Source organism: Polaromonas potterensis (assembly GCF_033446725.1).
GTDB lineage: Bacteria > Pseudomonadota > Gammaproteobacteria > Burkholderiales > Burkholderiaceae_C > Polaromonas.
Window position 1 is genome coordinate 1 of record NZ_JAWQLX010000013.1, and the last position, 24773, is coordinate 24773.

Genomic DNA, 24773 nt, shown 5'->3' on the forward strand with positions numbered 1-24773 from the left:
CGCCAACTCGTGTAATCTCGCGCATGGGACTTCTCCTTCATATAGGTTTCAGATTGAATTCAACAACCCAATCTTGGCACTTGATGCCGCTACCGTGAAGTGGGAAGTCCCTTCGTATTCCGTTCAAGCGGACCTGCCTTCGGCAGGCCGCTTAAGTCAAACCTTAGACCTATGGATTAACCATGGAAAACTTCCCCAAAGACATCTACACGGAACCCGAGCCGGACGTCGATACGCTCGCCAATCTGGGACCGCTCACCGGAATGGCGGGCATCTGGAGCGGCACGCGCGGCCTTGACGTCAATCCCAAGCCTGATGGCCCTGAAAAGCAGGCTTTTATCGAACATGTGGAGTTGCAGCCTATCGATGCGCAGACCAATGGGCCGCAACTGTTCTACGGCTTGCGTTATCACACGCGAATCGTCAAGCCAGATGATGCCGAGACATTTCACGACCAGGTTGGCTATTGGTTATGGGAGCCGGCGACGGGCAATGTGCTGCAGACGCTGTCGATACCGCGCGGGCAAACGGCGATGGCTGTTGGTCACGCGGCAGCTGACGCGAGAACGTTTCGCCTCCAGGCGGTCCGCGGATCCTTGACGAACGGGATCGTGTCCAATCCGTTTCTGGAGCACGCATTCAGGACGGAGAGCTACAGCATCACGGTCTCGATCAACGCCGATGGAAGCTGGTCCTATGAGCAGGACACTGTATTGATCATTCCGGGGCAAGCGGAACCTTTCCACCATACGGATCGCAACACGCTGCGCAAGATCGGCGAGCCTACGCCCAACCCCACGGCACAAGCCGCAGCAAGGAAGCCTGGGATATCCCGAGCGCGATAGGCAAGCCCGACCTGTTGCGGAGGGCTTCGCCAGCTTGCGCAGGCATCCGTGGCCTGGCGTCAATAGTTGGGCGTCATGGACTACATTTCCTATTCCGCCCAGAATGTTTCAGGAATTGATCGTTGCAGAGGGACAAAATCCACTCTGCTTTTTTTAATGCAAGTATTTGATAGGCTTACTTTCAAGGTTGACCATGCAACACAAATACCACTTTAAACATCTCGATCACCATTACGAGGTCACGGGCGAGTACCGGCAACTCCCTGCGCATCTGGATGGAAAGTTTCTGGTCAAGATACTCCCGCCCGTCGGGGTAACTCGGCAAGCTGTTCCCGCTGTCGCTGGCAGCGATTCGGAACCTGGCGAAAAGACTTTTGTCGCCAACAATGAACATCACTTGGTACAGCAATTGGGGCGTGCATATCCCGGCCTGTCTGGCTTCAAAGGTGTGTGATAAACGGCGCTCGCCATTGATTTCAAAAGCGCGGTTGAATCGTTCGCTGGAGCCGACTGGCTCCAGCGGCGCGTCTTAGTCACTCATTTCATTCTGCGCCTTGTGCTTTGCCGTTAGCACCGGGCGGGTATTGCTGGCGAGTCCAGGACAAGTGTTCGTCGCGTTCTAGCAGCCCGATCAACTCGCCTGATGGTGGAGGCCGAGAGGCCTCACGAACACGTTCGAGCTTTTCGAGTTCAAGCCCGGTGGGCGGTGGGTCCCCTCGCTGTTCGGTACCATGCGCCAACTGTTTCCCGCTGCTCGATCAAATGAAGGTAGGCGGCGCACCGTTGCAATGGCATGTCTATCCGGGCGCCACGCACGGCTGGGACAAGCGGGGCGAGGGCGCCAACGGCGATGTCTACCAGGAAGAGACGGCGCAGGACGCCACACGGCACATGCTGGCTTTCTTTGATGAGAACAAATAGTTCTTCCTGGCTGGCGAGCTGGAGACGCTACTTTTTTGGGAGCATCCTACGCCCGCTAGATAAGGGCTGGAGCCCTATTTGTTCTGAAAATAACTCGGCGACTGCCCCATCGCCGCCTTGAACATGGCTGAAAACGCGCTGTCGCTGGCATAACCGCTGGCGGCCGCTACCTGGCTGACCGGCGTGCCGCGCGCGAGCAGAGGCAGGGCGTGGGCCAGGACGGCCTGTTGGCGCCACTGCTGGTAGCTGATGCCCAACTCGTCGCGGAACAGGCGGGCCATGGTGCGTTCGCTGGCGCCCGTGTCGGCCGCCCATTCGGCCAGGGTGGCACGTTCAGACGGTGCGCGCAGCACGGCTTCGCACAAGGCGCGCAGGCGTTTGTCGCCCTGCTGGGCATGTGGCAGTGGCACACCCAGCGGCTGGGTATCCGCGACTGTGATTTCGTCGAGCAGCAGGGTGCTGAGCAGGGCTTCGCGTGTGGGGCCCAGGACAGGGCTATCTAGTGCGTGGACCATTTCACGCAGCAGCGGTGACACCACGATCACGCGGCAGCCCTGCCAACCGACAGGGGTGGCGTTGGCGTGGATGTACAACGTTCTGAACTCGGCCGCCTCCAGCACGTTGATGGCATGTAAGGCGCCGGGTGCGACCCAGACCGCACGTGAAGGCGGCACGATGTAGGTTACTTCGTCGGGTGTGGCGGCCGTCACCTGCACGATGCCGCTGGCGCAATAGGCCAGTTGCGCCCAGGCGTGGCGGTGCGGCTCGAAGTGGGTGTCGGCCGGCATGCTACGGGCCCGCACTCGCACCGGCCGCTCGCGGCTGGGCGTGAAGGCGTCTATGCCGTCCACCGAGATCAGCGGCGGACGGGCTTTGGCGGGGTCGGGATGGCGGGGCATGGGTTTGGCTGGATTTCGCTAAATGATGTCTTTTTGTCGCATTCAGGAATCCTGGGCCGATATTACGATAGCCGCATGAGCATCACAAGTACCGCCCCCACACCTCCTTTCAATGCCGTCCCCCTGCGCCAGGACGCCGGCGTCATTGGCCTGGTCGGCCTGGCCCACATGATTAGCCACTTCAGCCAGTTGCTGCTGGCGCCGCTGTTTCCCTGGCTCAAGGACGAGTTCGCCGTCAGCTACGCGCAGCTAGGCTTTTTGATGACGATTTTTTTCGTCGTCTCGTGTGCGGTGCAGGCCTTGTCAGGTTTTGTGGTGGACCGTTTCGGTCCGCGCCCGATTCTGTTGGCCGGCCTGAGCCTGCTGGGCATCGCGGCCTTTGGTTATTCCATCAGCACCAGCTACTGGATGATGGCCGGTTTTGCGGTGCTGGCCGGTATCGGCAACGGCGTGTTCCATCCGGTGGACTACACCCTGATCAACCGCAAGGTCAGCCCACCGCGCCTGGGCCATGCTTACAGCGTGCACGGCATCACCGGCAGTCTGGGTTGGGCGCTGGCGCCGGCACTGGTGGTGACACTGACCTTTGCCTACTCCTGGCGCGTGGCGCTGGCGGCCGCGGGTACGCTGGCCTTTGTTGTGCTGGCTGTGTTGCTGCTGAATCGCGACAAGCTGACCTTGACGGTGGCGGCCCCGGTCAAGGGGGCCCCGGCGGTTGACAGCTCCTTGAGTTTTCTGCGAATTCCCGCGGTGTGGATGTGTTTTGCGTTTTTCTTCTGGTACGCGATTGTGTTGAGCGTGGTGCAGGCTTTTGCGCCTGAGGCCGCGCGCCAGTTGCATGACGTGCCCGTGGCGCTGGTGGCGATGTGCCTGACGATTTACATGGTGTGCAGCGCGGCCGGTATGGTGATGGGCGGCTTTCTGGCCGCGGACCCGGCGCGTTGTGAACGTATTGTGGGCGGCGGTTTTGGCGTGGCGGCCCTGATTGCGCTGGTGCTGGCCCTGGGCAGCTTTCCGGCCTGGGTCGTGCCCGTGTTATTTGGCTTGATGGGATTTTCGTCCGGCATTGCCGGGCCCTCGCGCGACTTGCTGGTCAAGCGCTCCACGCCTGAAAACGCATCGGGCCGGGTGTATGGCGTGGTCTATGCAGGCCTGGACATCGGCCAGGCCGTGTCACCCCTGATTTTCGGCGTGATGATGGACCACCAGATGTACCGCGGTGTTTTGCTGGGCCTGGCGCTGATGCTGGGGGTGCTGATTGCCAGCGCGTTTAATGTGCGGCGTGTGCGGCGCACGCCGCTGGCGATGGCTTGAAATTTTTAGCGAAAAGGCCGGCTCAAAAACACGGAGCCGGCCAGGCCGAATCGCCAAGGCTGGTCCACCGCTTTTGAAATGCCGATACGCGGCCCGCTGAGCACGCGGCTGGTGCTGCGGGCCGGCAACAACTCAAACGGTGGCAGCGTGATCGGCAAGCCGTTGTGCGCCCGCGTGATGCCCAGCGCCTGACCGACCCGTCCCGGCCCGGCGCACAAGAGCCGCAGCTCTTGCAGCCCACGCCGTTCGCGCATCTTGTCCAGCCCGGCCAGCGGCTCCAGCGCGCGTATCAACACACCGGCGCCATGGCCTTCTTCGCGGCAGACCAGGTTCAGGCACCAGTGGATGCCGTAGGACCGGTACACATAAGCATGGGCGGGTGGGCCGAACATGGCCACGTTGCGCGGCGTGGGTCCTGAAAAACTGTGCGAGGCCGGATCGTCCTGGTCATAGGCTTCGGTCTCGACAATCCGTCCGCCCACGCCGTCCAGCAGCAAGGTCGCGCCTATCAGGCGGTGCGCCAGCTCGGCAGAGGGGGCCAAAAAATCGAGGGTGATGGGCACGTTGGGTCGTGCCAGACGGGCTCAGTCTGGCGAAGGTTTGCGTCGCTTTTCATTGTGCAGCACATACAGGCCCGAGCCTATCAGCAGGGCAATGCCGCTCCAGGCCAGCACGTTGGGCACGTCGCCCCACACGGTGTAGCCCAGCAGCAGCGCAAACAACAAGCCGCTGTAGCGAAACGGCGCCACCAGTGTCATCTCGCCATGGCGCATGCTGTTGATGATCAGGTAATAACCGCCGGTCAAAAATACCGAGGCCAGCGCGAGCAAGGCAAACTCAAACAGGCCGAAAGGTCGCCAGCCCTGAAAGATGGAAAACACGCCGGAGACCACGGTGACGGCCACGGCCGTGGCCAGGGTGATGAGGATAGCGGGAATGCCGGCATGGATGCGGCGTGTCATCAAATCGCGGGCGGCGTGAAACAGCGTGCCTAGCAGGCACACCAGCGCGTAGTAGTTAAAGCCCTCGGCGCGCGGCTGGATCACCAGCAACACACCGAGAAAACCGGCGCCGACGGCCAGCCAGCGCGCACCGTGCACCCGTTCTCCGAGAAACAACACGGCAAACACCGTCATGAACAGCGGTGCCGCCAGGTTGATGGCAGTGGCGTTGCCAATCGGCAAATGAAACAGCGAGCCCAGGTACAGCATGGTGGCTATCGCGTCCACCACGGCGCGGCAGGCGACCCAGCCGCGTGTGGCTTCGGCCAGGCGGGCGGTGGCGCCCAGTACATGGGCGACCACCAGCACCAGCAGGACGGACAAGGCACCGCGCACAAAAATCAGTTGGGCGCTGGGCATGCTTTGGCTGGCAAACTTCACCAGCGCGTCGTTGCTGACAAAACAGGCCATGGCACCCACCATGGAGAGAATGCCGCGGCGGTTTGCGGCGGCTGATGCGGCAGACGTGAGCAGGCTCATGGCGTGGCGGCCAGGCCGCAAGTTTTGATTCGTCCGTACCCAGTCATGCGGCTTTCTTGAAAAAATGGAAGGCCTGTTTATACCCCGCTGCAGTGCCCCGTGTAGCGGATGGACAAGGCGGCAGGGGGTAGGCGTGGTCCTGCATCAGCGCCCAGCCAGGAATTGCATCATGCCTTGCAACTCGTCATCGAGCGCCGCGCGAAAGGCGATATCACGCGGTTTGGCATCGGCATAACCGAAGCTTGCTTGCAGCCCGTCCGCAGTGTTTGTCACATTGGCCCAACCGATCACACGTTCGTGCCTGAGCAGGGGCAAGGCGTAGTAGCCGAACTGTCGCTTGGGCGCCGGCGTATAGGCTTCGAACTTGTAGGTCCAGCCCCACAGCAGCGCAAAGCGGCGCCTGTCCCACACCAGCGGGTCGAAAGGCGCGAGCAGGCGGACTGCCGTATCGGGCGCATGTTTTCGTGAGGCCGGGTTTTCATCCGCTGGCCAATACCAGGTGGTGCCGTCGATGCGGCAGCTCGCCAATTCTTCGCGGGCCAGCTTAAGGGCTGCCTGCATTTGCGCGGACAGATGCGGCGCGCCGTAACCCAGCAGACGCACGAGGTAAGTCAGGCTCGCCGCCGGCAGTGGCGCGTACTTGCGCACCACCAGCTCAATCAGCGCCGCGGCACGTTGTGCGCGAGCGGCGGCACTGTCATCGGCGGGTACATGGGCGACTGTTTCGTAGACACGTGTGCCGCTCTGGCGCAGCGCCACGCGCAGCAGGCCGCGGTAGTGCAGGCCATCGAGCAGGTGTGTACTCGCGTTGCCGGAGCCGCCCCAGTAGTTCTTGACGCTGCCGTGCGCAAAGTGTTGCTCGACCTCGCGTGGATGCACAGGCCCGCGCTCGCGCACAAAGGCCAGCACGTCGGCGGCCTGGCGCTGCGTGTCGGTATCCCAGGTACGTTTGGCTTGCCGCGGATGCATCAGCGCCAGATGTTCGCGCGGCAGAAAACCGTAGTTGACGAGGCAGTCTTCCTCGATCGCCAGCTTGGTGTAGCGGCTTTCCAGATCGCCCGCGCGGTAGTCTTTCACGCGGTGGCGTAGCGTGAGGTCTTGCGCACGCGCCGGCGCGCGTATCGGATCGGCCTGCACGAAGCCCAGCCGCCGGATCGCGCGCAGCAGTGTCGTGGGCGGGAAAAGGGTGCGCGCCACGGCGTAGCGGCGCAAGTCGTCAAGGGTTGGGTCAGCCATGTGGTGAATTTCAGCACATTCGACGGCAACCCGCTGAAGCTGGCCCGGTCAAACTGCGCTGCGATGCCGTTCGATGCAGATGTCCAGCGTTTCGGCACCGGGACGTTGCCACCAGTCGAGTGTCGAGAAAATTTCAACCTCGCTGAAGCCGGTAAAACCCGCGTCTTCCACCCAACTGCGAATTTTCTTGAGCTCCACCACACCATCCCCCATCATGCCGCGGTCCGAGAGCAGGTCACGTGTTGGTGTGAGCCAGTCGCACACGTGGTAGGCCAGCAAGCGTTCTTTGCCCGCGCGGGCGATTTGCTGCTGCAACTTGGGATCCCACCAGACGTGATAGATGTCGAGCGCGACGCCCAACATGCCGCTTTTGCCGGCGTCGAGTTCGTCGCAGATGTCGAGTGCATGTTCCAGCGTGTTGATGCAGGCGCGGTCGGCGGCCTGCATGGGATGCAGCGGTTCTATGGCCAGCGGCATGCCGACTTCGCGCGCGTATTCAAGCGAGGCGGCGATGCCGTCACGCACCTCGTTGCGAGCGCGGGCCAGGTCGGTATAGGCCGCTTTGCCTTCCAGTGCGCCTGGCAGGGCGCCGACGACCAGCACGACGCAAGGTGCATTCAAGGTCTTGGCCTCATCGATGGCGTGGCGGTTGTCGTCCAGCGCGGCTTTCAGGCCGGCGGCATTGGCCGCGGGGAAAAAGCCGCCGCGGCAGTAGCCTGAGAGGCCGATGCCGTGCGCCTTCAATTGTTTTGCGACCTTGTCGAGTCCAACAGCCGCCACCTGGTCGCGCCAGGGGCTGATGGCACGTATGCCGCGTTCGGCGCACTGGTCGATGATGCGGTCCAGCGGCACCTCGGCACCCGCTTGTTTGCGCACCGTGGCGGTGTTGATGGACAGCCAGTGGTGGTCTTGGGAAAAATCTCTCATGCTTGCCTCAATGGGTGTCGCGCCGGACTTGATCCGGCATCCATGTGGGCTCACCAGCATGGATCCCGGGTCAGGTCCGGGATGACAGATGGTTAATGTTCGACGCCGTGTAGCGCCAGCAGGGTCTTCATGCGGCGTACCGCCAGCTCGGGTTGCTCCAGCAGGTTGGCCGCATCGGCCAGGCGGAACAACTCGGCGAAATGTTGCAAGGACCGTGTGCTTTGCTGGCCGCCCACCATGGTGAAGTGGCTTTGATGGCCGTTGAGCCAGGCCATGAAGACCACGCCGGTTTTGTAAAAACGTGTGGGCGCGGCAAAAATGTGGCGCGACAGCGGCACGGTGGGGCCGAGGATGGCGTGGAATTTCTCCACATTGCCCAGGGCCAGTTCACCCAAAGCCGCGCTGGCGGCCGGCGCAATCGCGTCGAAGATGCCGAGCAAGGCGTCGCTCTGGCCGTGCATGGCTTGTTCGCCAAAACCGTCGCCGGCAATCAGTTCGGCGTAGTTGAAATCGTCACCGGTGTACATACGCACGCCGGCAGGCAGACGCCTGCGCATGGCGATTTCCTTGTCCTTGTCGAGCAGGGAAATCTTGATGCCGTCGACCTTGTCCGGATGGGCGTTGATGATGCCCAGCGCCGTGTCCATGGCTTGTTCGACGTTGTTGCTGCCCCAGTAACCGGCCAGCGCGGGGTCGAACATCTCGCCCAACCAGTGCAAGACCACGGGTTGTTTGGCCTGGCTCAGGATGCGGTCATAGACACGTTCGTAGTCGGCCGGTGATTTGGCCACGCGGGCCAGCGCACGGCTGGCCATGACGATGAGTTTGCCGCCCAACTTTTCGATGGCCGCCATTTGTTCTTCGTAGCCGGCGATGACTTCATCAACGGTTTTGACGTTCTCCAGCACCAGGTGGTCGGTGCCGCAACCGGACGCGACCAGCGCGCCCGGCATATCTTTGGCGGCGTCCAGCGAGCGGCGGATCAGCTCCAGCGAGGTGGGCCAGTCCAGGCCCATGCCGCGCTGCGCCGTGTCCATGGCTTCGGCCACACCCAGGCCCAGCGACCAGAGGTGGCGGCGATAGGCGATGGTGGCATCCCAGTCCACAGCGCAGTTGACCCAGGGGTCTACCGCGGCCAGCGGGTCGGCCACCACGTGGGCGGCCGAGTAGGCGATGCGGTTGAATTTTGTGCCCTTGGCGGGCCGTACCGGTGTGGTGCCGCGCAGCGTGTAAGGCTGCAGGCTGCCCGCGGCGACGGGCAGGGTGAGTGTCAAGGGCATGAAATCTACCTTTTTTATGTATCAAATATGCCTGCAGCCCATATCTGACGGGCGCAGGCAGCTATTAAACCTGTAGCGTCGGAACGTCCACCCAGCGGCGCTCTTTCCAGCTCTCCAGCGCGGCTTCCACCAGCTGCACGCCTTTGGCGCCTTCAGGCAGGGTCCATTTGTAGGGCTCGTTTTCGACGACGTGGCGGATGAAGTGCTCCCACTGGATCTTGAAGCCGTTGTCGTAGACCTGAGTGTCCGGCACTTCCTGCCACTGGTCGGAAAAACTCATCGTCTGCTTCTCGTCCGGGTTCCAGACGGGGCGCGGCGTGTTGACGCGCGACTGGGCCTTGCAGGAGCTCAGGCCGGCGACGGCCGAGCCGTGCGTGCCGTCGACGTGAAAGGTGACCAGGTCCTCGCGGTTCACACGTGTGGCCCAGGACATGTTCATTTGTGCGATCACGTTTTCGCCGCTGTGGCCGATCAGCTCAGCCGTGGCATAAGCCGCGTCGTCGGCGGTGGCCTGGTAAGGCTTGCCGGCTTCGTCCCAGCGCTCGGGAATGTGGGTCGCGCCTATGCAGGAGATGGACTTGACTTCGCCGAACAGGTTGTCCAGCACATAACGCCAGTGGCACATCATGTCCAGGATCATGCCGCCGCCGTCTTCGGTGCGGTAGTTCCACGACGGACGCTGGATCGGTTGCAGGTCGCCTTCAAACACCCAGTAGCCGAACTCCAGGCGCACCGACAACATCTTGCCGAAGAAGCCAGCGCGGCGCAGCATGTCGAGCTTGCGCAGACCTGGCAAAAAGAGTTTGTCCTGAACGGCGCCGTGTTTCAGGCCTGATTTTTCAGCCAGTCGGGCGATTTCAACGGCTTCGTTGAGATTGGTGGCAATCGGTTTTTCGCAGTACACGTGTTTGCCGGCACGAATGGCTTTGGCCAGCAAGGTCGGGCGCATCTGTGTGGTGCCGGCGTCGAAGAAAACGGTGTCGTCCGGGTTGGCCAGCGCCTTGTCGAGGTCGGTGCCCCAACGTTCGATGTTCCAGGTCTTGGCCAGGGCTTCCATCTTCTCGGCGTTGCGGCCGATCAGGATCGGGTCGGGCATGACCTTGTCGCCGTTGGACAGCGTAACGCCGCCTTGTTTGCGGATCGCGACGATGGAGCGGATCAGATGTTGGTTCATGCCCATGCGTCCGGTGACGCCGTGCATGATGAGTCCTAGTCGTTGAGTGGCCATGTGAGAGGTCCTTGTAAGTGCGTTGAGAATGCGGTGGCCGCGCCGGTGCCGAATGGGGCCAGGCGCGGGCCTGGGTCACTCGGCCCGGACGTTAACCGGGCGGGAAAAAATTACTGAGGCGCGGGGGAGAGGCCGGCGGCTTTGACCAGCGAGGCGTTGCTTTTGATTTCGTCTTTGATGTAGCTGTCGAACTGCTCGGGCTTGAGCGTCCAGGCATCGGCGCCCAGCGCGGCGAAGCGCTCCTTGACTTCCGGCGTGGCCAGGGCCTTCACGACTTCGTCGTGCAGGCGGTTGACGATGTCGCGCGGGGTCTTGGCGGGTGCCATCATGCCAATCCAGAAGTTGAACTCGGAGCCGGGCACACCGGCTTCGGCCGTGGTCGGCACCTGGGGCAGGGCACTGGCGCGTTTGGGCGAGCCGACGGCCAGCGCCACCAGCTGGTTGTTGCGGATCTGGCCGATCACCGGCGCGATGGGCGAGAAGTAGTAGTCGACGCGGCCGGACATCACCTCGGTCACGGCTTCTCCGGAGCCTTTGAACGGGATGTTGGTCGCTTCGATTTTGGCTGCGAGCTTGAACTTCTCGGCGTTCAGGTGGGTGGCGCTGCCTTGGCCGGCCGAGGCGAAATTCATGCTGCCGGGCTTGGCACGGGCGGCGGCGAGCAGCTCTGGCAAGGTTTTGATGTTTTTTGTCGGCGAGATCACCAGCACGTTGGGGGTGCTGGAGATCGGTGTCACACCGGCAAAGTCACCCACGGTGTCGAAGGGCAGTTTGGCAAAGGTCGAGGGGCTGACCGTGTGCGACGAGGAGTGAATCATGATGGTGTAGCCGTCCGGCGCGGCCGTGGCCACGGCCTGCTGGCCGATGGTGCCGCTGGCGCCGCCGCGGTTGTCGATCACCAGCGTCTGGCCCATGCTGGCACCCATCTTGTCGGCGATGGCGCGGGCAATGATGTCGGTGGTGCTGCCGGCGGCGAAAGGCACAACCACGCGGATCGGCTTGCTCGGGTAGGCGGCCTGGGCGCTGGCAAGCAGCGGCGACAAGGCCGCCATGCAGGTGAGGGAAGCCAAGGCGGCGCGGCGTGTCAAGTTCATGTTGTCTCCTGGAAGGGCAATGAAGGGGCGGCACCTGCTGACCAGGCGATCGGCAGGGTGAAGCAAACCGGAGTTTACGTCTAATTCACCATTGAGTGAATTGTGAATTGTAAAAACAAGGGCCTTGCCGCGTCAATTCCCACCCCGGATCAGTTTCTAAGTACATACCCTAGGATGACATCGCTCATGTGCGACAGGCGCTCGTGGTGGGCTTTGGGGGTCATCAGATCACGTCCGAAAATTGCCGAGAGCGTGTGGTTGTTGGAGAGGTAAAAGTAGGCCATGCCGGCGATCGAGACGTAGAGCTGGATCGGGTCGATACCGCCGCGAAACAGGCCTTCGCTGCGCCCGCGTTCGAGGATTTCGGCCAGCGTCTGGATCAGCGGCGAGTTCATGTCGCGCACCCGTCCGGACATGGCCAGATGCCGGCCCTGGTGCAGGTTTTCGCTGTTGAGCAGCGTCAAAAATTCGGGGTGGGCCAGGTAGTATTCCCAGGTGAACTCGGTCAGCCGCTGGATTGCCTGGGCCGGCGGCATGTCGCGCAGGTGCAACTGGGTTTCGGCCTCGCGGATGTCGGCATAGGCATTCTCCAGCACGGCCAGAAACAGCTCATCCTTGCTGGTGAAGTAGTAATAAATCAGACGCTTGTTGACGTCGGCGCGTTCGGCAATCCGGTCAACACGTGCACCGCCCAGGCCGTGTTGTGCAAATTCATCCCGGGCGGCCAGCAGGATCGCGAGTTGGGAGCGGTCGGCATCGCGTGAGCGGGGCTCGGTGGGTTTGGCTTTGGCGCTTGGCATGGGCTTAATTTAACTGTTTGGTGAATTAATGCAAGATCGGCATTGGCAGGTCGCGCGAGGCGGCATGCCCGATCGCGGCATTGGATGACAGCAACTGTAACAAGCCCATGTCATCATGAGGCAGGCATGGGCCACCCGCGTCCTTGCCATTTCAAGGAGACGGCCATGCATGATTCGACCACGCCCAAAGACGGAGACTTCGCGACTTGGGTGGACGAAAAGGCCGAGGCGCTCAAGTTTGAGCTCGGCGAGAAATTCCCGGTGCCGCCTACCGAACTGCATTCTCCTTCGGTACATGTGGAGACCGGCAGGCAGAAGCTCGAGGAAGTGTTGCTGGAGCACGAGCAGCCGACGCCCGAGTTCCTGGAGGAACTTGATGCGCTGCAAAACGCACCGCCGCTGAGCGACGAAGAACTGGCCAAACAGGCGCTGGAAGCCGGCGGGGCCGATGGCGACAACAAGACGCCCGAGTAGATGATCAAGGGGTGAAGGGGCAACATCCCCTTCAAGCAGGGGCCGCGGGACTGGCTTTGCCAGACCGCAGGCGCAGCGGCCCCCTCGGGGGGCAGGGAGCTACACGCAGTGAGCGACCGTGGGGGCAACATAATAGGTGGCATGACAACACAACTTGCCGGCCATCTTCTTGTTCAATGCCTTGTGGCCCAGGGCGTCACCCATGCGTTCGGTGTTCCGGGGGAGAGTTACCTCGCGGTGCTCGACGGCTTTCATGCCTACCACGACAAGATCAGTTTCATCACCAACCGGCAAGAGGGCGGCGCCGCCTTCATGGCCGAAGCGCATGGCAAGTTGACCGGGCGGCCCGGCATCTGTTTTGTGACGCGTGGACCGGGTGCCACCAATGCCTCCATCGGCGTGCACACTGCCTTTCAGGATTCCACACCCATGATCCTGTTTGTCGGCGACGTGGCCAGCGACACGCGCGACCGCGAAGCTTTCCAGGAGGTGGATTACAGCAGTTTCTTCGGCCCCAGCACCAAGGGCATGGCCAAGCGGGTGGAGCGTATCGACGATGCGCGGCGTATTCCCGAATATGTGGCGCGCGCTTTTGCCACGGCCATGAACGGCCGGCCCGGGCCGGTGGTGCTGGTGTTGCCGGAAGATATGTTGACGCAAACGGTGGACCTGGCGCCGCTGCCGCGTGTGGAGGCGGTCGAAGCCTGGAGCGATCCCGGCTCGCTGCGCAAGCTGCGCGAGCTGTTGCTGCAATCGCAGCGCCCGCTGGTGATTGCCGGCGGCGGCGGCTGGACGCCGCAGGCGGCGCAGGCCTTGCAACGCTTTGCCGAAAATTGGTCGCTGCCGGTGGGTAATGCCTTCCGTTTTCAGGACACCTTTGACAACCACCACCCGCTGTACGCCGGCGATGTGGGTATAGGCCTGAATCCCAAGCTGGCTGCGCGTATCAAGCAGGCCGACCTGATTTTGGCCATCGGCCCGCGCCTGGGCGAAATGACCACCGGCGGCTACACCTTGATCGAAGCGCCGCGTCCTCAGCAAAAGCTGGTGCATATCCACGCCAGCGCCGAAGAACTCAACCGCGTCTTCCAGGCCGACCTGGCGATCAACGCCACCATGAATGCGGCGGCGCGTTCGCTGGAGGTGTTGACGGCGCCGGTGTCCGTGGCCTGGGAGGCGTGGACGGCTTCCGCCAATCAGGACTACCTGGCCAATGTGGATCCGGCCAATGCCGGTGTGGTGTTGCCGGGCAACATCGACATGCCGGCCATCGTTGCGACCTTGCAAAAGTTGCTGCCGGTTGATGCGGTGTTGACCAATGGCGCCGGCAATTTTGCGAGCTGGGTGCACCGCTTTTTCAAACACCACGGGCTGGTCAAAGGCCTGAAGACGCAGCTGGCGCCCACCGTGGGCGCCATGGGTTATGGCGTGCCGGCCGGTATCGCCGCTGCCATCACCACCGGCCGCACGGCTTTCACGATTGCCGGCGACGGCGACTTTTTGATGAATGGCCAGGAACTGGCCACCGCCGTGCAGCATGGTGCGAAAAGCATCGTCCTGCTGCTGAACAACGGCATGTACGGCACCATCCGTATGCACCAGGAGCGCGAGTACCCGCGCCACGTCAGCGGCTCGAATCTGCAGAACCCGGACTTCTGTGCGCTGGCGCGGGCTTATGGCTACACCGCCACGCGTATCACACGCACCGAGGAGTTTGAAGCGGTCATGCGCCAGGCGCTGAAGGGCAAGGAAGGCGCGCTGATCGAGATCATGCTGGACCCGGAGGTCATCAGCACACGCGGTACCTTGTCGGCCATCACGCAGACGGCGTTGAATCGGTTGCTATAAAGTTGATAGCTGCTTGCGCCCGTGGATCATGGGCTGCAGGCATTATTTTCTTTGGAAAATGACAAAAGGCCGGTTGTGCCGGCCTTTTGTCAGAGACCGGGCCATCGCATGACCCGGTGCGCAGCCATACTTATTCCTTGATGTCCACGCCGTAGAAGTTGTGGCGGCCAAAGGGGCTGTTTTTGTAGTCGATCACGTTTTTGCGCACAGGTTTGAGCTGCACCGCATGGGCAATCGTGAACCATGGCGCCTGCTCCTTGAAGATGACTTGTGCCTGCTGGTAGAGCTTGGTGCGTTCGGCCTGGCTGGTGACGGTTTTGGCTTTGAGCACCAGGTCTTCATACGGCTGGTGGCAGAACTTGGCGACGTTGCTGCCGCTGGCCGACTGGGCCGAGGCGCAACCCAGCAGGGTGTACATGAAGTTGTCCGGGTCGCCGTTGTCGCCGGTCCAGCCCAGCATGCCCATCTGGTGTTCGCCGGCCTGCAGGCGCTTGCGGTATTCGCCCCATTCAAAACTCTTGATCTCGGCCTTGACGCCGACCTTGACCAGGTCGGCCTGCATCAGCTCGGCAATCCGTTTGGCGTTCGGGTTGTAGGGGCGTTGTACCGGCATGGCCCACAAGTCGGTGCTGAAGCCATTGGGGTAACCGGCCTCGGCCAGCAGCTTCTTGGCGGCCTCGGGGTTGTAGGCGTCGTCCTTGACCGCGTCGTTGTACGACCACATCGAGGGCGGGATCGGGTTTTTGGCGGCGATGCCGGTGCCCAGGTAAACGCCGTCCACGATGGCTTTTTTGTTGATGGCCATGTTGATGGCCTTGCGCACACGCACATCGTCAAACGGTTTTTTGGTCGTGTTGTAGGCCAGGTAACCGACGTTCAGGCCGGGCTGCTCCAGCACCTGGATGTTGGGGTCCTTGCGGATGGCCTCGAGGTCGGCCGGATTCGGGTAAGGCATGACATGGCACTCGCCTTTTTGCAGCTTGGCCCAGCGCACCGAAGCATCGGTGGTGATCGAATACACGAGGTCGTCGATCTTGGCCTTGCCGCCCCAGTATTGCGGGAAGGCCTTGTAACGAATCACCGCGTCTTTCTGGTACTGCACCAGGTAGAAGGGACCGGTGCCGACCGGGTCCTGGTCGATTTTTTCCGGCGTGCCGGCTTTCAGCATGGTGTCGGCGTATTCCTTGGACTGGACCGCCGCATACGGCATGGCCAGGTTGGCGAGGAACGGTGCTTCGGGTTTTTCCAGCGTGATCTTGACGGTGTAGTCGTTGACCTTTTCTACTGACTTGAGCAGCTTGGGCATGCCCATGTCGCTGAAGTAGGAGTGGTTGGGGCTGGTCACCTTGAAGAAAGGGTTGTCTTCTTTCCACTGGCGCTCGAACATGAACAACACGTCGTCGGCGTTGAAGTCGCGTGTGGGTTTGAAACTTTTGCTGCTGCCATGCCATTTCACACCCTTGCGCAGGTGGAAGGTGTATTCCTTGCCGTCGGCGGAGATGTCCCACTTCTCGGCCAGGCCCGGCATCACCTTGGTGCCACCGCGCTCAAACTCGACGATGCGGTTGTAAATCGGCTCGTTGGCATCAAAGGACGTGCCCGTGGTGTTGACGCCGGGGTAGAAGTTTTCCGGGCTGCCTTCCGAGCAGAACACCAGGGTTTTGGCCGCCACGGGTGACAAGGCCAGCAACGCGGGCAAGGCCAGCGTGCAGAACAAGGCACGCTGGAGCGGGCGCAGCTTCCCTGGGCCGGGGCTTGCAGTGGGTTGGGTCTGAATCATTTGACGAACTCCCTTTGGCGGTTGAATGCTGCAAAGCAGCGGGCTGGCGGCCAGTACGTGCACCGGTGTGCGGCGCGTGTCACGGCCCTGAAAAAGCGTGGCAGACCCATGCTGGCTAAGCACGGAGACAACTCACGCAACGAGGAACTTTTCCGCATGATGGCAAGCCACCTGGCGGTTGGCAAGTTCGCGCAGCGCCGGCCTTTCGGCGCGGCAACGTTCGGTTACATGCGGACAGCGGGTGGAAAAAACGCAGCCTGTGGGCGGGTTGAGCGGCGAAGGCAACTCGCCTTTGAGCACAATGCGCTGCCGCACGATGCTGCTGCCGGCCAGCCCCGGTGTGGATGCCAGCAAGGCCTGGGTGTAGGGGTGCAAGGGTCTTTCAAACAGGGTGGTTTTGTCGCCGTGCTCCACCGTGTGGCCCAGGTACATCACCAGCACATCGTGGGCGATGTGGCGCACCACACCGAGGTCGTGCGAGATGAACAGGTAGGCCAGTCCCAGGGTCTGCTGCAGGTCGGCCAGCAGGTTGAGCACCTGGGCCTGGATCGACACATCCAGCGCCGACACCGGTTCGTCGGCCACCACTAGGGCGGGGCGGAGCATCAGGGCCCGCGCGATGGCGATACGCTGGCGTTGCCCACCGGAAAACATGTGGGGATAACGGTCGTAGTGTTCAGGCCGCAGGCCCACCAGGGCGAGCATGGCGCGGGCCTGGGCGGCCCGTTCGGCCGCCGGCAAGGTGGTGTTGATTTCCAGCGGCGCTTCCAGAATAGCGCCTATTTTTTTGCGCGGATTGAGCGAGCCGAAGGGGTTTTGAAACACCAGTTGCACGGCCTGGCGCAGGCCCAGGCGTTGCTGGCGCGGCGCATGGATGGCATCCACGCCCTGGATGGACAACTGGCCGGCACTGGGCGTTTCAATCAGGGACACCATGCGGGCCAGGGTGGACTTGCCGCAGCCGGATTCACCGACCACCGCCAGGGTCTTGCCCGCCTGGAGTTCAAAAGACACACTACCCACGGCCTGCAGGTGGTCGGGTGCGCGGAAAAAGCCGCGGCGTATCTCGTAGACCCGCTGGAGATTGCGGGCCTGGACCACAGGCGGCGTGGCGGGGGCGGTACTCATGCTTCGGCCCTGGCCAGCGGCGTATCACGCAAGATGGCGGCTTCCCGGCCGGGATCGCCCAGCGGGTAGTGGCAACGCACTTTGCCGCCCGCGGGTGTACCGGCCTCCCAGGCGCGCAGCAGCGGGCGTTCCTTGCATGTGTGTTCGGTGGCGTAGGCGCAGCGTGGCGCAAACAGGCAGCCGTTCGGCCTGTCGTAGAGGCCGGGCACCATGCCCGGAATGGTCGCCAGGCGGGTGCTGCCGTCGCTGCGTTCGGGCAGGGCAGCCAACAGGGCTTCGGTGTAGGGGTGTTGCGGTGTGTTGAACAGCGGGTGGGCGTTTTGTTCTTCCATGATCTGGCCGGCATACATCACGGCCACACGTTGCGCCATCTCGGACACCACACCCATGTTGTGGGTGATCAGCACCAGCGCCATGCCGCGTTCTTTTTGCAGGCTGCGCAACAAGTCCAGGATTTGCGCCTGGATGGTCACGTCCAGCGCCGTGGTGGGTTCGTCGGCAATCAGCAGGCGAGGGTTGCAGGCAATCGCCATGGCGATCATCACGCGCTGGTTCATGCCGCCGGACAACTGATGCGGGTAGGCCTTGAGTCGACTTTCCGGTGCGGGAATGCCGACTTGTTCCAGCAGCTCGATGGCTTTGCGTGTGGCGGCTTTCTGATCCAGCTTCAAATGTTGGCGCAGGGTCTCGGTGATCTGGAACCCAATGGTGAAGCAGGGGTTCAGGCTGGTGGTGGGGTCCTGGAAAATCATGGCCACGTCTTTGCCGATGAGCTTGTTGCGCTCGCGATCGGACAAGGCCAGTAAATCGTGGCCAGCAAACCGCAGCTTGTCGGCACGTACCCGGCCCGGGTAGGCGACCAGGCCCATCAGCGCCATCATGGTGACACTTTTGCCGGAACCCGATTCCCCCACAATGCCCAGCACCTCGCCTTCTTCGAGCGAGAGGCTGACACCGTCCACCGCCTGCAGCATACCGTTGTGGGAAGGAAACTCGACGGACAGGTTTTCGATTTCGAGCAGGGCCATAGTTAGTCACTCCCCCTTCTCGGCTCACTTCGTGTAGCCGGATCCCCTCTCCGGGGGCAACAGCTGCGGCCCGGCGAAGCCGGTTCCGCGCTGTTACTTGCGAAGAGACGCATGGGGTGTGGGTGAGTATTGGTCATCTCTTAAGTTTTGGATCGAACGCGTCACGTAATCCGTCGCCGAGCAGGTTGAAGGCCAGCACCGTGATGAGGATGGCGAGGCCTGGGAACGTCACCACCCACCATGCGCGAAGCACAAACTCCCGGGCGTCGGCCAGCATGGTGCCCCATTCCGGCGAGGGCGGCTGGGCACCCAGGCCCAGAAAGCCCAGTGCTGCGGCGTCCAGAATGGCGGTGGACACACCCAGCGAGGCCTGCACGATCAGCGGCGCTGCGCAGTTGGGCAGGATTTCGCTGAACATCAGCCGCAGGCGGCTCGCGCCACACATGCGGGCGGCCGTCACGTAGTCGCGCGAGGTTTCGGCGATCACGGCGGCGCGGGTGATACGCACATAGTGGGGCAGTACCACGATGGCCACCGCCAGCATGGCGTTGATCAGGCCGGGGCCCAGAATGGCGACGATGACAATGGCCAGCAGCAGGCTGGGCAGGGTCAGGATGATGTCCATCAGGCGCATCACGGCAATTTCGAAGATGCCGCGGAAAAAGCCCGAAAGCAGGCCCAGCACGGTGCCCACGATGACTGACAGCGCGACCACGGCCAGGCCAATCACCAGGGACAGGCGGGCGCCGTACATCAGGCGCGACAGGATGTCGCGGCCTATGGCGTCGGTGCCCAGGGGGTAGGTCCAGGAACCGCCAGCCTGCCAGGCCGGCGGCTGCAGAAACACCGCGCTGTTGGTGATGTTGGGTGGGTGCGGGGCCAGCACCGGTGCAAACAGCGCAATCAGCAGCACCGCCAGCACAATCACCAGGCCTACGACCGCGCCGTGGTTGGCGCTGAAATAACGCCAGAACTCGCGCAGCGGATGGGCCGGTGCCGAGGGGTTGGCAGTGCTCAGTGTGGCCGTGTTCATCGCTGGTGCCTGATCCGTGGATTGATGATGCCGTAGGTGATGTCCACCAGCAGGTTGACCGCCATCACGATCAATCCCAGCAGCAAGATGCCGCCTTGCAGCACCGGGTAGTCGCGGCGGCTGATGGCTTCGATCAGCCATTTGCCGACACCGGGCCAGGAAAAAATGGTCTCGGTCAAAATCGCCCCCGTGAACAACACACCGACCTGCAGGCCAATCACGGTGACCACCGGAATCAAGGCGTTGCGCAGCGCATGCAGGGCCACCACACGCAGCTTGGACAAGCCTTTGGCGCGCGCCGTGCGGATGTAGTCCTCGCCCAGCACTTCCAGCATGGCCGAACGTGTCATGCGCGCGATCACCGCCAGCGTGTGGGTGCCCAGCACAACCATGGGCAGGATCAGGTGGGAGACGGCCGACCAGAAGGCGCCTTTGTCGTCCGAGAGCAGGGAATCGATCAGCAAAAAACCGGTGGTGGGCTCGATGAAATATTGCACCGACAGCCGCCCCGACACCGGCGTCCAGCCCAGTTGAACCGAAAACAGCAGGATCAGCAGCAGGCCCCACCAGAAGATAGGCATGGAATAACCGGTCAGCGAGACCCCCATGACGCCGTGGTCCAGGATGGAGTTGCGTTTGACCGCCGCCAGAATGCCGGCGGGAATACCCACCAGCAAGGCAAACAGGATGGCGCACAAGGCCAGCTCGATGGTGGCCGGGAACAGCGTCAAAAATTCACGGAGGACCGGCTCTTGCGTGATGATGGATTTGCCCAGGTCGCCCTGGAGCACGCGGCCGATGTAGATGCCGTATTGCACCAGCACGGGCCGGTCCAGGCCGTACTCTTTGAGCAACTGCGCGTGGCGTGCGGGATCTATGCCGCGCTCGCCGGCCATGGTTTCGATGGGATCGCCCGGCACCATGCGAATCAAAAAGAAGGCCAGCAAGGTCATGCCCAGGAAGGTGGGAATGATCAGGCTCAGTCGGGTCAGGATAAAACGCAGCATGGTGGCCAGAGGTCCAACAGGGCGTTCTGCTCAGCTGGAAGCTGCTTGCACTGCGCGGGTTTGGGAGGGCATCAACATAGGCCTCCATTATTCGCAGTGCGGCGCGTAATGCGCTCCCCAGTAACCCCTAGGGTCGAACCCGCCTGTCGGCGATGGCCTTGCAGCCTCGCGGGTTATTCAACAGGCATAAAAAAAGGCCGGTGGGTACCGGCCTTTTTGAGTGCGGCGAAAGCCGATTATTTGACGTGCTTGCCGATCAGGCCAGCCATCTCAAACATCGACACTTGCGCCTTGCCGAAAACGGCGCGCAATTTTTCGTCAGCGTTCACCATGCGCTTGTTGACTTTGTCCTGCAGGCCTTTGGCTTTGATGTAAATCCACAGCTTGCGAACGATCTCGGTGCGGGGCAACGCAGCAGCGCCAACCACGGCCGACAGAGCGGGGCTCAGTGTCAACGCCTTCATGAAGGCTGCGTTGGGCGTACGCTTTTTGGCGGGCGCTTTTTTAGCAGGAGCAACTTTCTTTGCCACTACTTTTTTAGCAGGAGCAACTTTCTTTGCCACTACTTTTTTAGCCGGTGCGACTTTCTTCGCAGCGACTTTCTTTGCAGGAGCTGCTTTTTTTGCAGCTACTTTTTTGGCCGGTGCAGCTTTTTTTGCAGCTACTTTTTTTGCCGGTGCTTTTTTTGCAGTTGCCATGATTGATTTTCCTTCTAGAAGTTGATAAATCACCAATGCAGATAACTACTCTTCACTGGCAAGGGGGATGCTACTGGAGAAAATCACGATTTCATAGGGAAACCGGAATATTTTTGGTCTTTTATGTTGCTGATTTACCTCTGAAAATCAAAAAACCACCAGTGAGAATCACACCGCAGGTCATCCACTGCACACCTGCGGCATCTGCTTCTGCAGAAAAAACACGCTGCTTGTCAGTCATTCGAGAGCGTTGAAACGCCTCACCCACTGCGAGAGAAATCTCCCATAACACCGCGCCACCACTGGGCATTTCGCTGGCAAAGCTGCTGTCCAGGCCAGCCACAACAGCGTGACCTGCCGCAAGGCCATGCCCGAAATCACCAGCGAAAGCGTTGCGCAATTTCGGTATCCTTGTGCAAATCTCCACGGCGATCGTGTGTGCTTCCCCCTGAGAAAAGGCCAGCGCGTGGCCGGCCCGCAGGGGAAACATTCAGGTCCTCCTTAAGAAAGTCACAGCAAAATGACCACTCCCACCGCCTCGTTTGCCACCTGCGATTTGTGCGACGTCCATAAAAACGACAGCTCGGGCCGCTTTCGGGTGTTGCCGCCCGTGTTCCAAAATTTTGGCGGGGTATCCAAGTTTTGCGGCCCGGTGGTCACCATCAAATGTTTTGAAGACAACTCGCTGGTCAAGGCCGCCGTCGACAGCAGCGGCCTGCTCGATACCCCGGCCGGTCGGGTGCCGGCGGTGCTGGTGGTCGATGGCGGGGCCTCGCTGCGTCGTGCTTTATTAGGCGGCAACCTGGGTGCCGCGGCCGTCAAAAACGGCTGGGCCGGTGTGCTGATCGACGGTTGTGTGCGGGATGTGGCCGAGCTGGCGCAGTTTCCCATCGGCATACGCGCCTTGGCCGCCATGCCCTGGCCTACGGAAAAACGCAACGAAGGCCAGCAGGGTGTGGCGATCCAGATCCAGGGCGTGTGGGTCTACCCCGGCGACTGGCTGTATGCCGACGAAGACGGCGTGGTGGTGATGCCCTCAGCCGGGCAGGCTTAAACCCAGTTGCCTGAGTTGCGCCTGGCCCAGGTCGGTGATGAGGACCACGCGGCTGTGTTTTTTCCGTTCTATCCAGCGCGCGGCCTGCAACTGTTCGGCCAAGGCCGCACCCAAAGCGCCGCCCAGGTGATCGCGCCGTTCTGACCAGTCCAGGCAGCGGCAGGCCAGTTGCCGGCGCCGCGCCCGGACGCTGGCAAGGTCTAGGCCCAGGGAGGTGAAAGCCTTGTTGCCTTTGGGCGTGATGGCCAGCTGTTTGGCCGTGGTATCGCCCGTGTCGTTGACCAGCCAGTCTTTGTGCAGCAGGGTGCTCAGCAAGCCGGTACCGAGGCTGCCGGCCAGGTGGTCGTAACAATAACGGGCGTGGCGGATCGGCTCGTTGGACGCCGAAGCGGCGGCTGCCATACGCTGGCGCGGCGGCGCCACACGCATCAAGGACTCCACCAGTTGCGCCACCTGTTCGGTCGCCAGGCGGAAATATTTGTGCCGTCCTTGCGAGGTGGACACCAGCAGGCCGTCATCCAGCAGACGTTTGAGGTGGGCGGTCGCCGTGGCGGGCGTGATGCCGGCGCCCAGCGCCATCTCCTTGGCGGTCAGCGCGCGGCCTTCCATCAGCAGCACCAACATCTGGATGCGGCGCGGATCCCCCACGGTGGCGGCCAGCCGGGCGAGGTCGGGTTCTGCATTCATAGTTTCATCTTAAGCAAACTGTTGTCGCTCGACAAGTGATGCCTTGCCCGCGACACTGGCATTTTTCCATCAAGCGGATCGGGCACACCATGGCGGCGTACAGCGCACACATTCTTTGGCAACGCGGCGAGCAGGATTTTCTGGGCAACCGGTATAGCCGGCGGCACCTGATGTCTTTTGATGGCGGCGCCGAAGTGGCAGGGTCGTCCTCACCGCATGTTGTCCCCTTGCCCCTGTCGGATGCGGCGGCAGTCGATCCCGAAGAAGCGTTTGTGGCCTCGCTGGCCAGTTGCCACATGCTCTGGTTTTTGTCCATTGCGGCCAAATACAAGTTTTGTGTGGACCGTTACGTTGACGAGGCGGTGGGTGTGATGGCCAAAAACGCCGAAGGAAAAATGGCGATGACCGTGGTTACGCTGCGGCCCGAGGTGGCTTTTTCCGGCGAACGGCGGCCGACACGCGAGCAGATAGACCAGCTTCACCACGAAGCCCATGAAGAATGTTTTATCGCCAACTCGGTCAAGACCGAGGTGTGTTGCGAGCCGGTTTACGTCGATGCTTGATGCCGCGCTGTCACCACCCGCCAACGTGATCGCGGCGGTGACCCATGCGGACCCCTGGCCCTTTTACAGGCAGTTGCGCGAAGAGCGGCCGCTGTATTTTGACCAAGGCCTGATGCTCTGGGTGGCCAGCAGCCATGCCGTGATCAGCGAGGCCTTGCACCAGGAGATGCTGCGTGTGCGTCCGTTGTCCGAACCCGTGCCCCAGGTTTTGCGGGGCACGGCGGCGGGCGAGGTTTTTGCGCAGTTGGTGCGGATGACGGACGGCGCCTTTCATGCCACCCACAAGCCCGAGGTGGCGCAGGCGGCACGCCGCTGGACACTGGCCGACGTGGCCAGGGCCAGCGAAGCGGCCACCGCGGATGTGTGGGCCACCCGGGACTTCATGGACGTGCTGCCTGTGCAAACCATGGCGCGCCTGCTGGGTGTGCCCGGCGAGCAACTGGCGGACACCTGCCGTTGGGTGCAAGCGTTTGTACGCGGCATCGCGCCCGGCGTTGACCTGGCCGCTACGTCGCTGGCGGCCGAAGCGGCTGCGGCCCTGATGGCCCAGGGCCTGGCGCTGGGTTTGCGGGCTGTGCAAGCGGCCAACCGGATCGCCTTGATGCAGCAGTCGCTGGACGCCACGGCGGGGCTGCTGGGGCAGACGGCGCTGATGCTGGCACAAGAGCCGTCGCTGGCTGCGGCGGCGGACCATTCGCTGGACGCGATGCGCGGTTTTGTCGCCGAGGTCGAACGCCATGGCGCGCCAGTCCAGAACACCCGGCGTTTTGCCGCGAGGCCCCTGTTGCTCGCGGGGAAAACCATCGAAGCGGGGCAGGGTGTGTTGCTGGTGCTGGCCAGCGCCAACCGCGATGCCGCGCTGAATCCGCAGCCGGACCAGTTCGATCCGCAGCGCAGCACGCGCCGCAGCATGGGTTTTGGTACCGGTGCCCATGCTTGCCCGGGTTCTTCAGTTGCTATCGAAATGGTAGCTTCTTGCGCCCGTCAGATAAGGGCTGGAGGCCAGTTTGATGCCTGTTTCGGGCGCCCGGCGGGTTTTCAGCCCTCTGGCAATACACGTATCCCTGTCTTCACACGCTGAAAGGAAAACACCCATGGTCTCCGTGATTTTTGAAGTCTGGCCAGATCCCGCGCACCGCGAGGGTTACCTGAACTGGGCGGCCGAGCTTAAAACCGAGTTGCTGAAGATGGACGGTTTTATTTCCATCGAGCGCTTCCAGAGCCTGAGCGAGCCCGACAAGCTGTTGTCTCTGCAGTTCTGGCGTGACGACGCCTGCCTGACGGCCTGGCGCAAGCTGGAGGCGCACCGTGCGGCCCAGAACGCGGGCCGCAGCACCCTATTCAGGGATTACCGGCTGCGTATCGCCGAGGTGACGCGTGACTACGGACTGAAGGAGCGCGACCAGGCCCCCGCTGATTCGCGCCAGGCCCACGGTTAGGCCGCGGGC

The 24773-nt window shown here is 62.2% G+C and carries 27 protein-coding genes; 10 read left to right on the forward strand and 17 right to left on the reverse strand.

From position 1 onward, the window contains the following. Positions 1 to 182: 182 nt before the first annotated feature. The 3 genes from R6254_RS19650 (at position 183) to R6254_RS19660 (ending at position 1766) form a co-directional block, all read left to right on the forward strand. The gene (locus R6254_RS19650) at positions 183 to 845 is read left to right on the forward strand and encodes an FABP family protein (protein ID WP_318409368.1); all 663 of its coding nucleotides are present in this window, start codon (positions 183 to 185) and stop codon (positions 843 to 845) included. Between the two features lie 193 nt (positions 846 to 1038). Next, on the forward strand, positions 1039 to 1299 hold the full coding sequence (locus tag R6254_RS19655) for a hypothetical protein (RefSeq protein ID WP_318409369.1): 261 nt from the start codon (positions 1039 to 1041) through the stop codon (positions 1297 to 1299). A 308-nt stretch (positions 1300 to 1607) separates the two neighbouring features. After that, entirely contained in the window at positions 1608 to 1766 is a 159-nt protein-coding gene (locus tag R6254_RS19660; protein ID WP_412103199.1) for a dienelactone hydrolase family protein, read from the forward strand. Positions 1767 to 1840: 74 nt separating this feature from the next. On the opposite strand, the gene R6254_RS19665 is transcribed toward R6254_RS19660, so the two are convergent. Beyond that, positions 1841 to 2665: an AraC family transcriptional regulator gene (locus tag R6254_RS19665; protein ID WP_318409371.1), complete on the reverse strand. Its 825-nt coding sequence runs from the start codon at positions 2663 to 2665 to the stop codon at positions 1841 to 1843. Positions 2666 to 2740: 75 nt separating this feature from the next. On the opposite strand from R6254_RS19665, the gene R6254_RS19670 reads away from it, so the two are divergent. Then, positions 2741 to 3979, forward strand: a complete 1239-nt coding sequence (locus R6254_RS19670) for an MFS transporter (RefSeq protein WP_318409372.1) — start codon at positions 2741 to 2743, stop codon at positions 3977 to 3979. Positions 3980 to 3984: 5 nt separating this feature from the next. Here R6254_RS19670 and R6254_RS19675 read toward each other — a convergent pair whose 3' ends face one another. From R6254_RS19675 to R6254_RS19710, 8 genes are all read right to left on the reverse strand, one after another. Next, on the reverse strand, positions 3985 to 4542 hold the full coding sequence (locus tag R6254_RS19675) for a DNA-3-methyladenine glycosylase (protein ID WP_318409373.1): 558 nt from the start codon (positions 4540 to 4542) through the stop codon (positions 3985 to 3987). A gap of 21 nt (positions 4543 to 4563) precedes the next feature. Beyond that, on the reverse strand, positions 4564 to 5460 hold the full coding sequence (locus tag R6254_RS19680; protein ID WP_318409374.1) for a DMT family transporter: 897 nt from the start codon (positions 5458 to 5460) through the stop codon (positions 4564 to 4566). 144 nt (positions 5461 to 5604) lie between these two features. Next, the gene (locus R6254_RS19685) at positions 5605 to 6696 is read right to left on the reverse strand and encodes a DNA glycosylase AlkZ-like family protein (RefSeq protein ID WP_318409375.1); all 1092 of its coding nucleotides are present in this window, start codon (positions 6694 to 6696) and stop codon (positions 5605 to 5607) included. A 48-nt stretch (positions 6697 to 6744) separates the two neighbouring features. Further along, positions 6745 to 7623, reverse strand: a complete 879-nt coding sequence (locus R6254_RS19690; protein ID WP_318409376.1) for a sugar phosphate isomerase/epimerase family protein — start codon at positions 7621 to 7623, stop codon at positions 6745 to 6747. Positions 7624 to 7715: 92 nt separating this feature from the next. Further along, a complete protein-coding gene (locus R6254_RS19695; RefSeq protein ID WP_318409377.1) occupies positions 7716 to 8903 on the reverse strand; it encodes a dihydrodipicolinate synthase family protein in 1188 nt (395 codons plus the stop codon). A 64-nt stretch (positions 8904 to 8967) separates the two neighbouring features. Continuing rightward, positions 8968 to 10131 (reverse strand): Gfo/Idh/MocA family protein, encoded by a 1164-nt coding sequence (locus R6254_RS19700; protein ID WP_318409378.1) that lies wholly within the window; start codon positions 10129 to 10131, stop codon positions 8968 to 8970. 110 nt (positions 10132 to 10241) lie between these two features. Next, entirely contained in the window at positions 10242 to 11225 is a 984-nt protein-coding gene (locus R6254_RS19705) for a tripartite tricarboxylate transporter substrate binding protein (RefSeq protein WP_318409379.1), read from the reverse strand. 149 nt (positions 11226 to 11374) lie between these two features. Then, complete coding sequence (locus tag R6254_RS19710) at positions 11375 to 12025, reverse strand: TetR/AcrR family transcriptional regulator (protein ID WP_318409380.1); 651 nt, start codon at positions 12023 to 12025, stop codon at positions 11375 to 11377. Positions 12026 to 12190: 165 nt separating this feature from the next. Between R6254_RS19710 and R6254_RS19715 the strand changes: the two genes are divergently transcribed. Together R6254_RS19715 and R6254_RS19720 are read left to right on the forward strand one after the other, a co-directional pair. After that, entirely contained in the window at positions 12191 to 12499 is a 309-nt protein-coding gene (locus R6254_RS19715) for a hypothetical protein (protein ID WP_318409381.1), read from the forward strand. A 141-nt stretch (positions 12500 to 12640) separates the two neighbouring features. Further along, positions 12641 to 14347, forward strand: a complete 1707-nt coding sequence (locus R6254_RS19720; RefSeq protein WP_318409382.1) for a thiamine pyrophosphate-binding protein — start codon at positions 12641 to 12643, stop codon at positions 14345 to 14347. 130 nt (positions 14348 to 14477) lie between these two features. Here R6254_RS19720 and R6254_RS19725 read toward each other — a convergent pair whose 3' ends face one another. The 7 genes from R6254_RS19725 to R6254_RS19755 form a co-directional block, all read right to left on the reverse strand. Beyond that, positions 14478 to 16127, reverse strand: a complete 1650-nt coding sequence (locus tag R6254_RS19725; RefSeq protein WP_318409383.1) for an ABC transporter substrate-binding protein — start codon at positions 16125 to 16127, stop codon at positions 14478 to 14480. A gap of 132 nt (positions 16128 to 16259) precedes the next feature. Continuing rightward, positions 16260 to 17255: a dipeptide ABC transporter ATP-binding protein gene (locus R6254_RS19730; protein WP_318409384.1), complete on the reverse strand. Its 996-nt coding sequence runs from the start codon at positions 17253 to 17255 to the stop codon at positions 16260 to 16262. After that, positions 17252 to 18283, reverse strand: a complete 1032-nt coding sequence (locus tag R6254_RS19735) for an ABC transporter ATP-binding protein (RefSeq protein WP_318409385.1) — start codon at positions 18281 to 18283, stop codon at positions 17252 to 17254. The genes R6254_RS19730 and R6254_RS19735 overlap by 4 nt, the downstream gene beginning before the upstream one ends. A gap of 133 nt (positions 18284 to 18416) precedes the next feature. Continuing rightward, positions 18417 to 19316: an ABC transporter permease subunit gene (locus R6254_RS19740; protein WP_318409386.1), complete on the reverse strand. Its 900-nt coding sequence runs from the start codon at positions 19314 to 19316 to the stop codon at positions 18417 to 18419. Further along, on the reverse strand, positions 19313 to 20323 hold the full coding sequence (locus R6254_RS19745) for an ABC transporter permease subunit (RefSeq protein WP_318409387.1): 1011 nt from the start codon (positions 20321 to 20323) through the stop codon (positions 19313 to 19315). The genes R6254_RS19740 and R6254_RS19745 overlap by 4 nt, the downstream gene beginning before the upstream one ends. Positions 20324 to 20559: 236 nt before the next feature. Next, positions 20560 to 21021: an SWIB/MDM2 domain-containing protein gene (locus tag R6254_RS19750; RefSeq protein WP_318409388.1), complete on the reverse strand. Its 462-nt coding sequence runs from the start codon at positions 21019 to 21021 to the stop codon at positions 20560 to 20562. Between the two features lie 121 nt (positions 21022 to 21142). Next, complete coding sequence (locus tag R6254_RS19755) at positions 21143 to 21511, reverse strand: hypothetical protein (RefSeq protein WP_318409389.1); 369 nt, start codon at positions 21509 to 21511, stop codon at positions 21143 to 21145. A gap of 30 nt (positions 21512 to 21541) precedes the next feature. Between R6254_RS19755 and rraA the strand changes: the two genes are divergently transcribed. Then, positions 21542 to 22075 (forward strand): ribonuclease E activity regulator RraA, encoded by a 534-nt coding sequence (gene rraA, locus R6254_RS19760; RefSeq protein ID WP_318409390.1) that lies wholly within the window; start codon positions 21542 to 21544, stop codon positions 22073 to 22075. On the opposite strand, the gene R6254_RS19765 is transcribed toward rraA, so the two are convergent. After that, positions 22058 to 22762, reverse strand: a complete 705-nt coding sequence (locus R6254_RS19765; protein ID WP_318409391.1) for an ArsR/SmtB family transcription factor — start codon at positions 22760 to 22762, stop codon at positions 22058 to 22060. The genes rraA and R6254_RS19765 overlap by 18 nt on opposite strands. Positions 22763 to 22851: 89 nt before the next feature. Here R6254_RS19765 and R6254_RS19770 point away from each other — a divergent pair, with 89 nt between their 5' ends. Genes R6254_RS19770 through R6254_RS19780 form a run of 3 tightly spaced genes read left to right on the forward strand, consistent with a single transcriptional unit; the run spans position 22852 to position 24764 of the window. Continuing rightward, on the forward strand, positions 22852 to 23325 hold the full coding sequence (locus R6254_RS19770) for an OsmC family protein (protein ID WP_318409392.1): 474 nt from the start codon (positions 22852 to 22854) through the stop codon (positions 23323 to 23325). Beyond that, positions 23318 to 24406: a cytochrome P450 gene (locus tag R6254_RS19775; protein WP_318409393.1), complete on the forward strand. Its 1089-nt coding sequence runs from the start codon at positions 23318 to 23320 to the stop codon at positions 24404 to 24406. Before R6254_RS19770 ends, R6254_RS19775 begins: the two co-directional genes overlap by 8 nt. A gap of 13 nt (positions 24407 to 24419) precedes the next feature. Further along, positions 24420 to 24764, forward strand: a complete 345-nt coding sequence (locus R6254_RS19780; RefSeq protein WP_318409394.1) for an antibiotic biosynthesis monooxygenase family protein — start codon at positions 24420 to 24422, stop codon at positions 24762 to 24764. The last annotated feature ends 9 nt before the right edge of the window (positions 24765 to 24773 follow it).

Bases quoted from the DNA above. Each gene is read 5' to 3' on its own strand.
- R6254_RS19650 (WP_318409368.1), top strand. From the start codon at position 183: ATGGAAAACTTCCCCAAAGACATCTACACGGAACCCGAGCCGGACGTC.
- R6254_RS19655 (WP_318409369.1), top strand. From the start codon at position 1,039: ATGCAACACAAATACCACTTTAAACATCTCGATCACCATTACGAGGTC.
- R6254_RS19660 (WP_412103199.1), top strand. From the start codon at position 1,608: ATGAAGGTAGGCGGCGCACCGTTGCAATGGCATGTCTATCCGGGCGCC.
- R6254_RS19665 (WP_318409371.1), bottom strand. From the start codon at position 2,665: ATGCCCCGCCATCCCGACCCCGCCAAAGCCCGTCCGCCGCTGATCTCG.
- R6254_RS19670 (WP_318409372.1), top strand. From the start codon at position 2,741: ATGAGCATCACAAGTACCGCCCCCACACCTCCTTTCAATGCCGTCCCC.
- R6254_RS19680 (WP_318409374.1), bottom strand. From the start codon at position 5,460: ATGAGCCTGCTCACGTCTGCCGCATCAGCCGCCGCAAACCGCCGCGGC.
- R6254_RS19685 (WP_318409375.1), bottom strand. From the start codon at position 6,696: ATGGCTGACCCAACCCTTGACGACTTGCGCCGCTACGCCGTGGCGCGC.
- R6254_RS19690 (WP_318409376.1), bottom strand. From the start codon at position 7,623: ATGAGAGATTTTTCCCAAGACCACCACTGGCTGTCCATCAACACCGCC.
- R6254_RS19695 (WP_318409377.1), bottom strand. From the start codon at position 8,903: ATGCCCTTGACACTCACCCTGCCCGTCGCCGCGGGCAGCCTGCAGCCT.
- R6254_RS19700 (WP_318409378.1), bottom strand. From the start codon at position 10,131: ATGGCCACTCAACGACTAGGACTCATCATGCACGGCGTCACCGGACGC.
- R6254_RS19705 (WP_318409379.1), bottom strand. From the start codon at position 11,225: ATGAACTTGACACGCCGCGCCGCCTTGGCTTCCCTCACCTGCATGGCG.
- R6254_RS19710 (WP_318409380.1), bottom strand. From the start codon at position 12,025: ATGCCAAGCGCCAAAGCCAAACCCACCGAGCCCCGCTCACGCGATGCC.
- R6254_RS19715 (WP_318409381.1), top strand. From the start codon at position 12,191: ATGCATGATTCGACCACGCCCAAAGACGGAGACTTCGCGACTTGGGTG.
- R6254_RS19720 (WP_318409382.1), top strand. From the start codon at position 12,641: ATGACAACACAACTTGCCGGCCATCTTCTTGTTCAATGCCTTGTGGCC.
- R6254_RS19725 (WP_318409383.1), bottom strand. From the start codon at position 16,127: ATGATTCAGACCCAACCCACTGCAAGCCCCGGCCCAGGGAAGCTGCGC.
- R6254_RS19730 (WP_318409384.1), bottom strand. From the start codon at position 17,255: ATGAGTACCGCCCCCGCCACGCCGCCTGTGGTCCAGGCCCGCAATCTC.
- R6254_RS19735 (WP_318409385.1), bottom strand. From the start codon at position 18,283: ATGGCCCTGCTCGAAATCGAAAACCTGTCCGTCGAGTTTCCTTCCCAC.
- R6254_RS19740 (WP_318409386.1), bottom strand. From the start codon at position 19,316: ATGAACACGGCCACACTGAGCACTGCCAACCCCTCGGCACCGGCCCAT.
- R6254_RS19745 (WP_318409387.1), bottom strand. From the start codon at position 20,323: ATGCTGCGTTTTATCCTGACCCGACTGAGCCTGATCATTCCCACCTTC.
- R6254_RS19750 (WP_318409388.1), bottom strand. From the start codon at position 21,021: ATGGCAACTGCAAAAAAAGCACCGGCAAAAAAAGTAGCTGCAAAAAAA.
- R6254_RS19755 (WP_318409389.1), bottom strand. From the start codon at position 21,511: ATGTTTCCCCTGCGGGCCGGCCACGCGCTGGCCTTTTCTCAGGGGGAA.
- rraA (WP_318409390.1), top strand. From the start codon at position 21,542: ATGACCACTCCCACCGCCTCGTTTGCCACCTGCGATTTGTGCGACGTC.
- R6254_RS19765 (WP_318409391.1), bottom strand. From the start codon at position 22,762: ATGAATGCAGAACCCGACCTCGCCCGGCTGGCCGCCACCGTGGGGGAT.
- R6254_RS19770 (WP_318409392.1), top strand. From the start codon at position 22,852: ATGGCGGCGTACAGCGCACACATTCTTTGGCAACGCGGCGAGCAGGAT.
- R6254_RS19775 (WP_318409393.1), top strand. From the start codon at position 23,318: ATGCTTGATGCCGCGCTGTCACCACCCGCCAACGTGATCGCGGCGGTG.
- R6254_RS19780 (WP_318409394.1), top strand. From the start codon at position 24,420: ATGGTCTCCGTGATTTTTGAAGTCTGGCCAGATCCCGCGCACCGCGAG.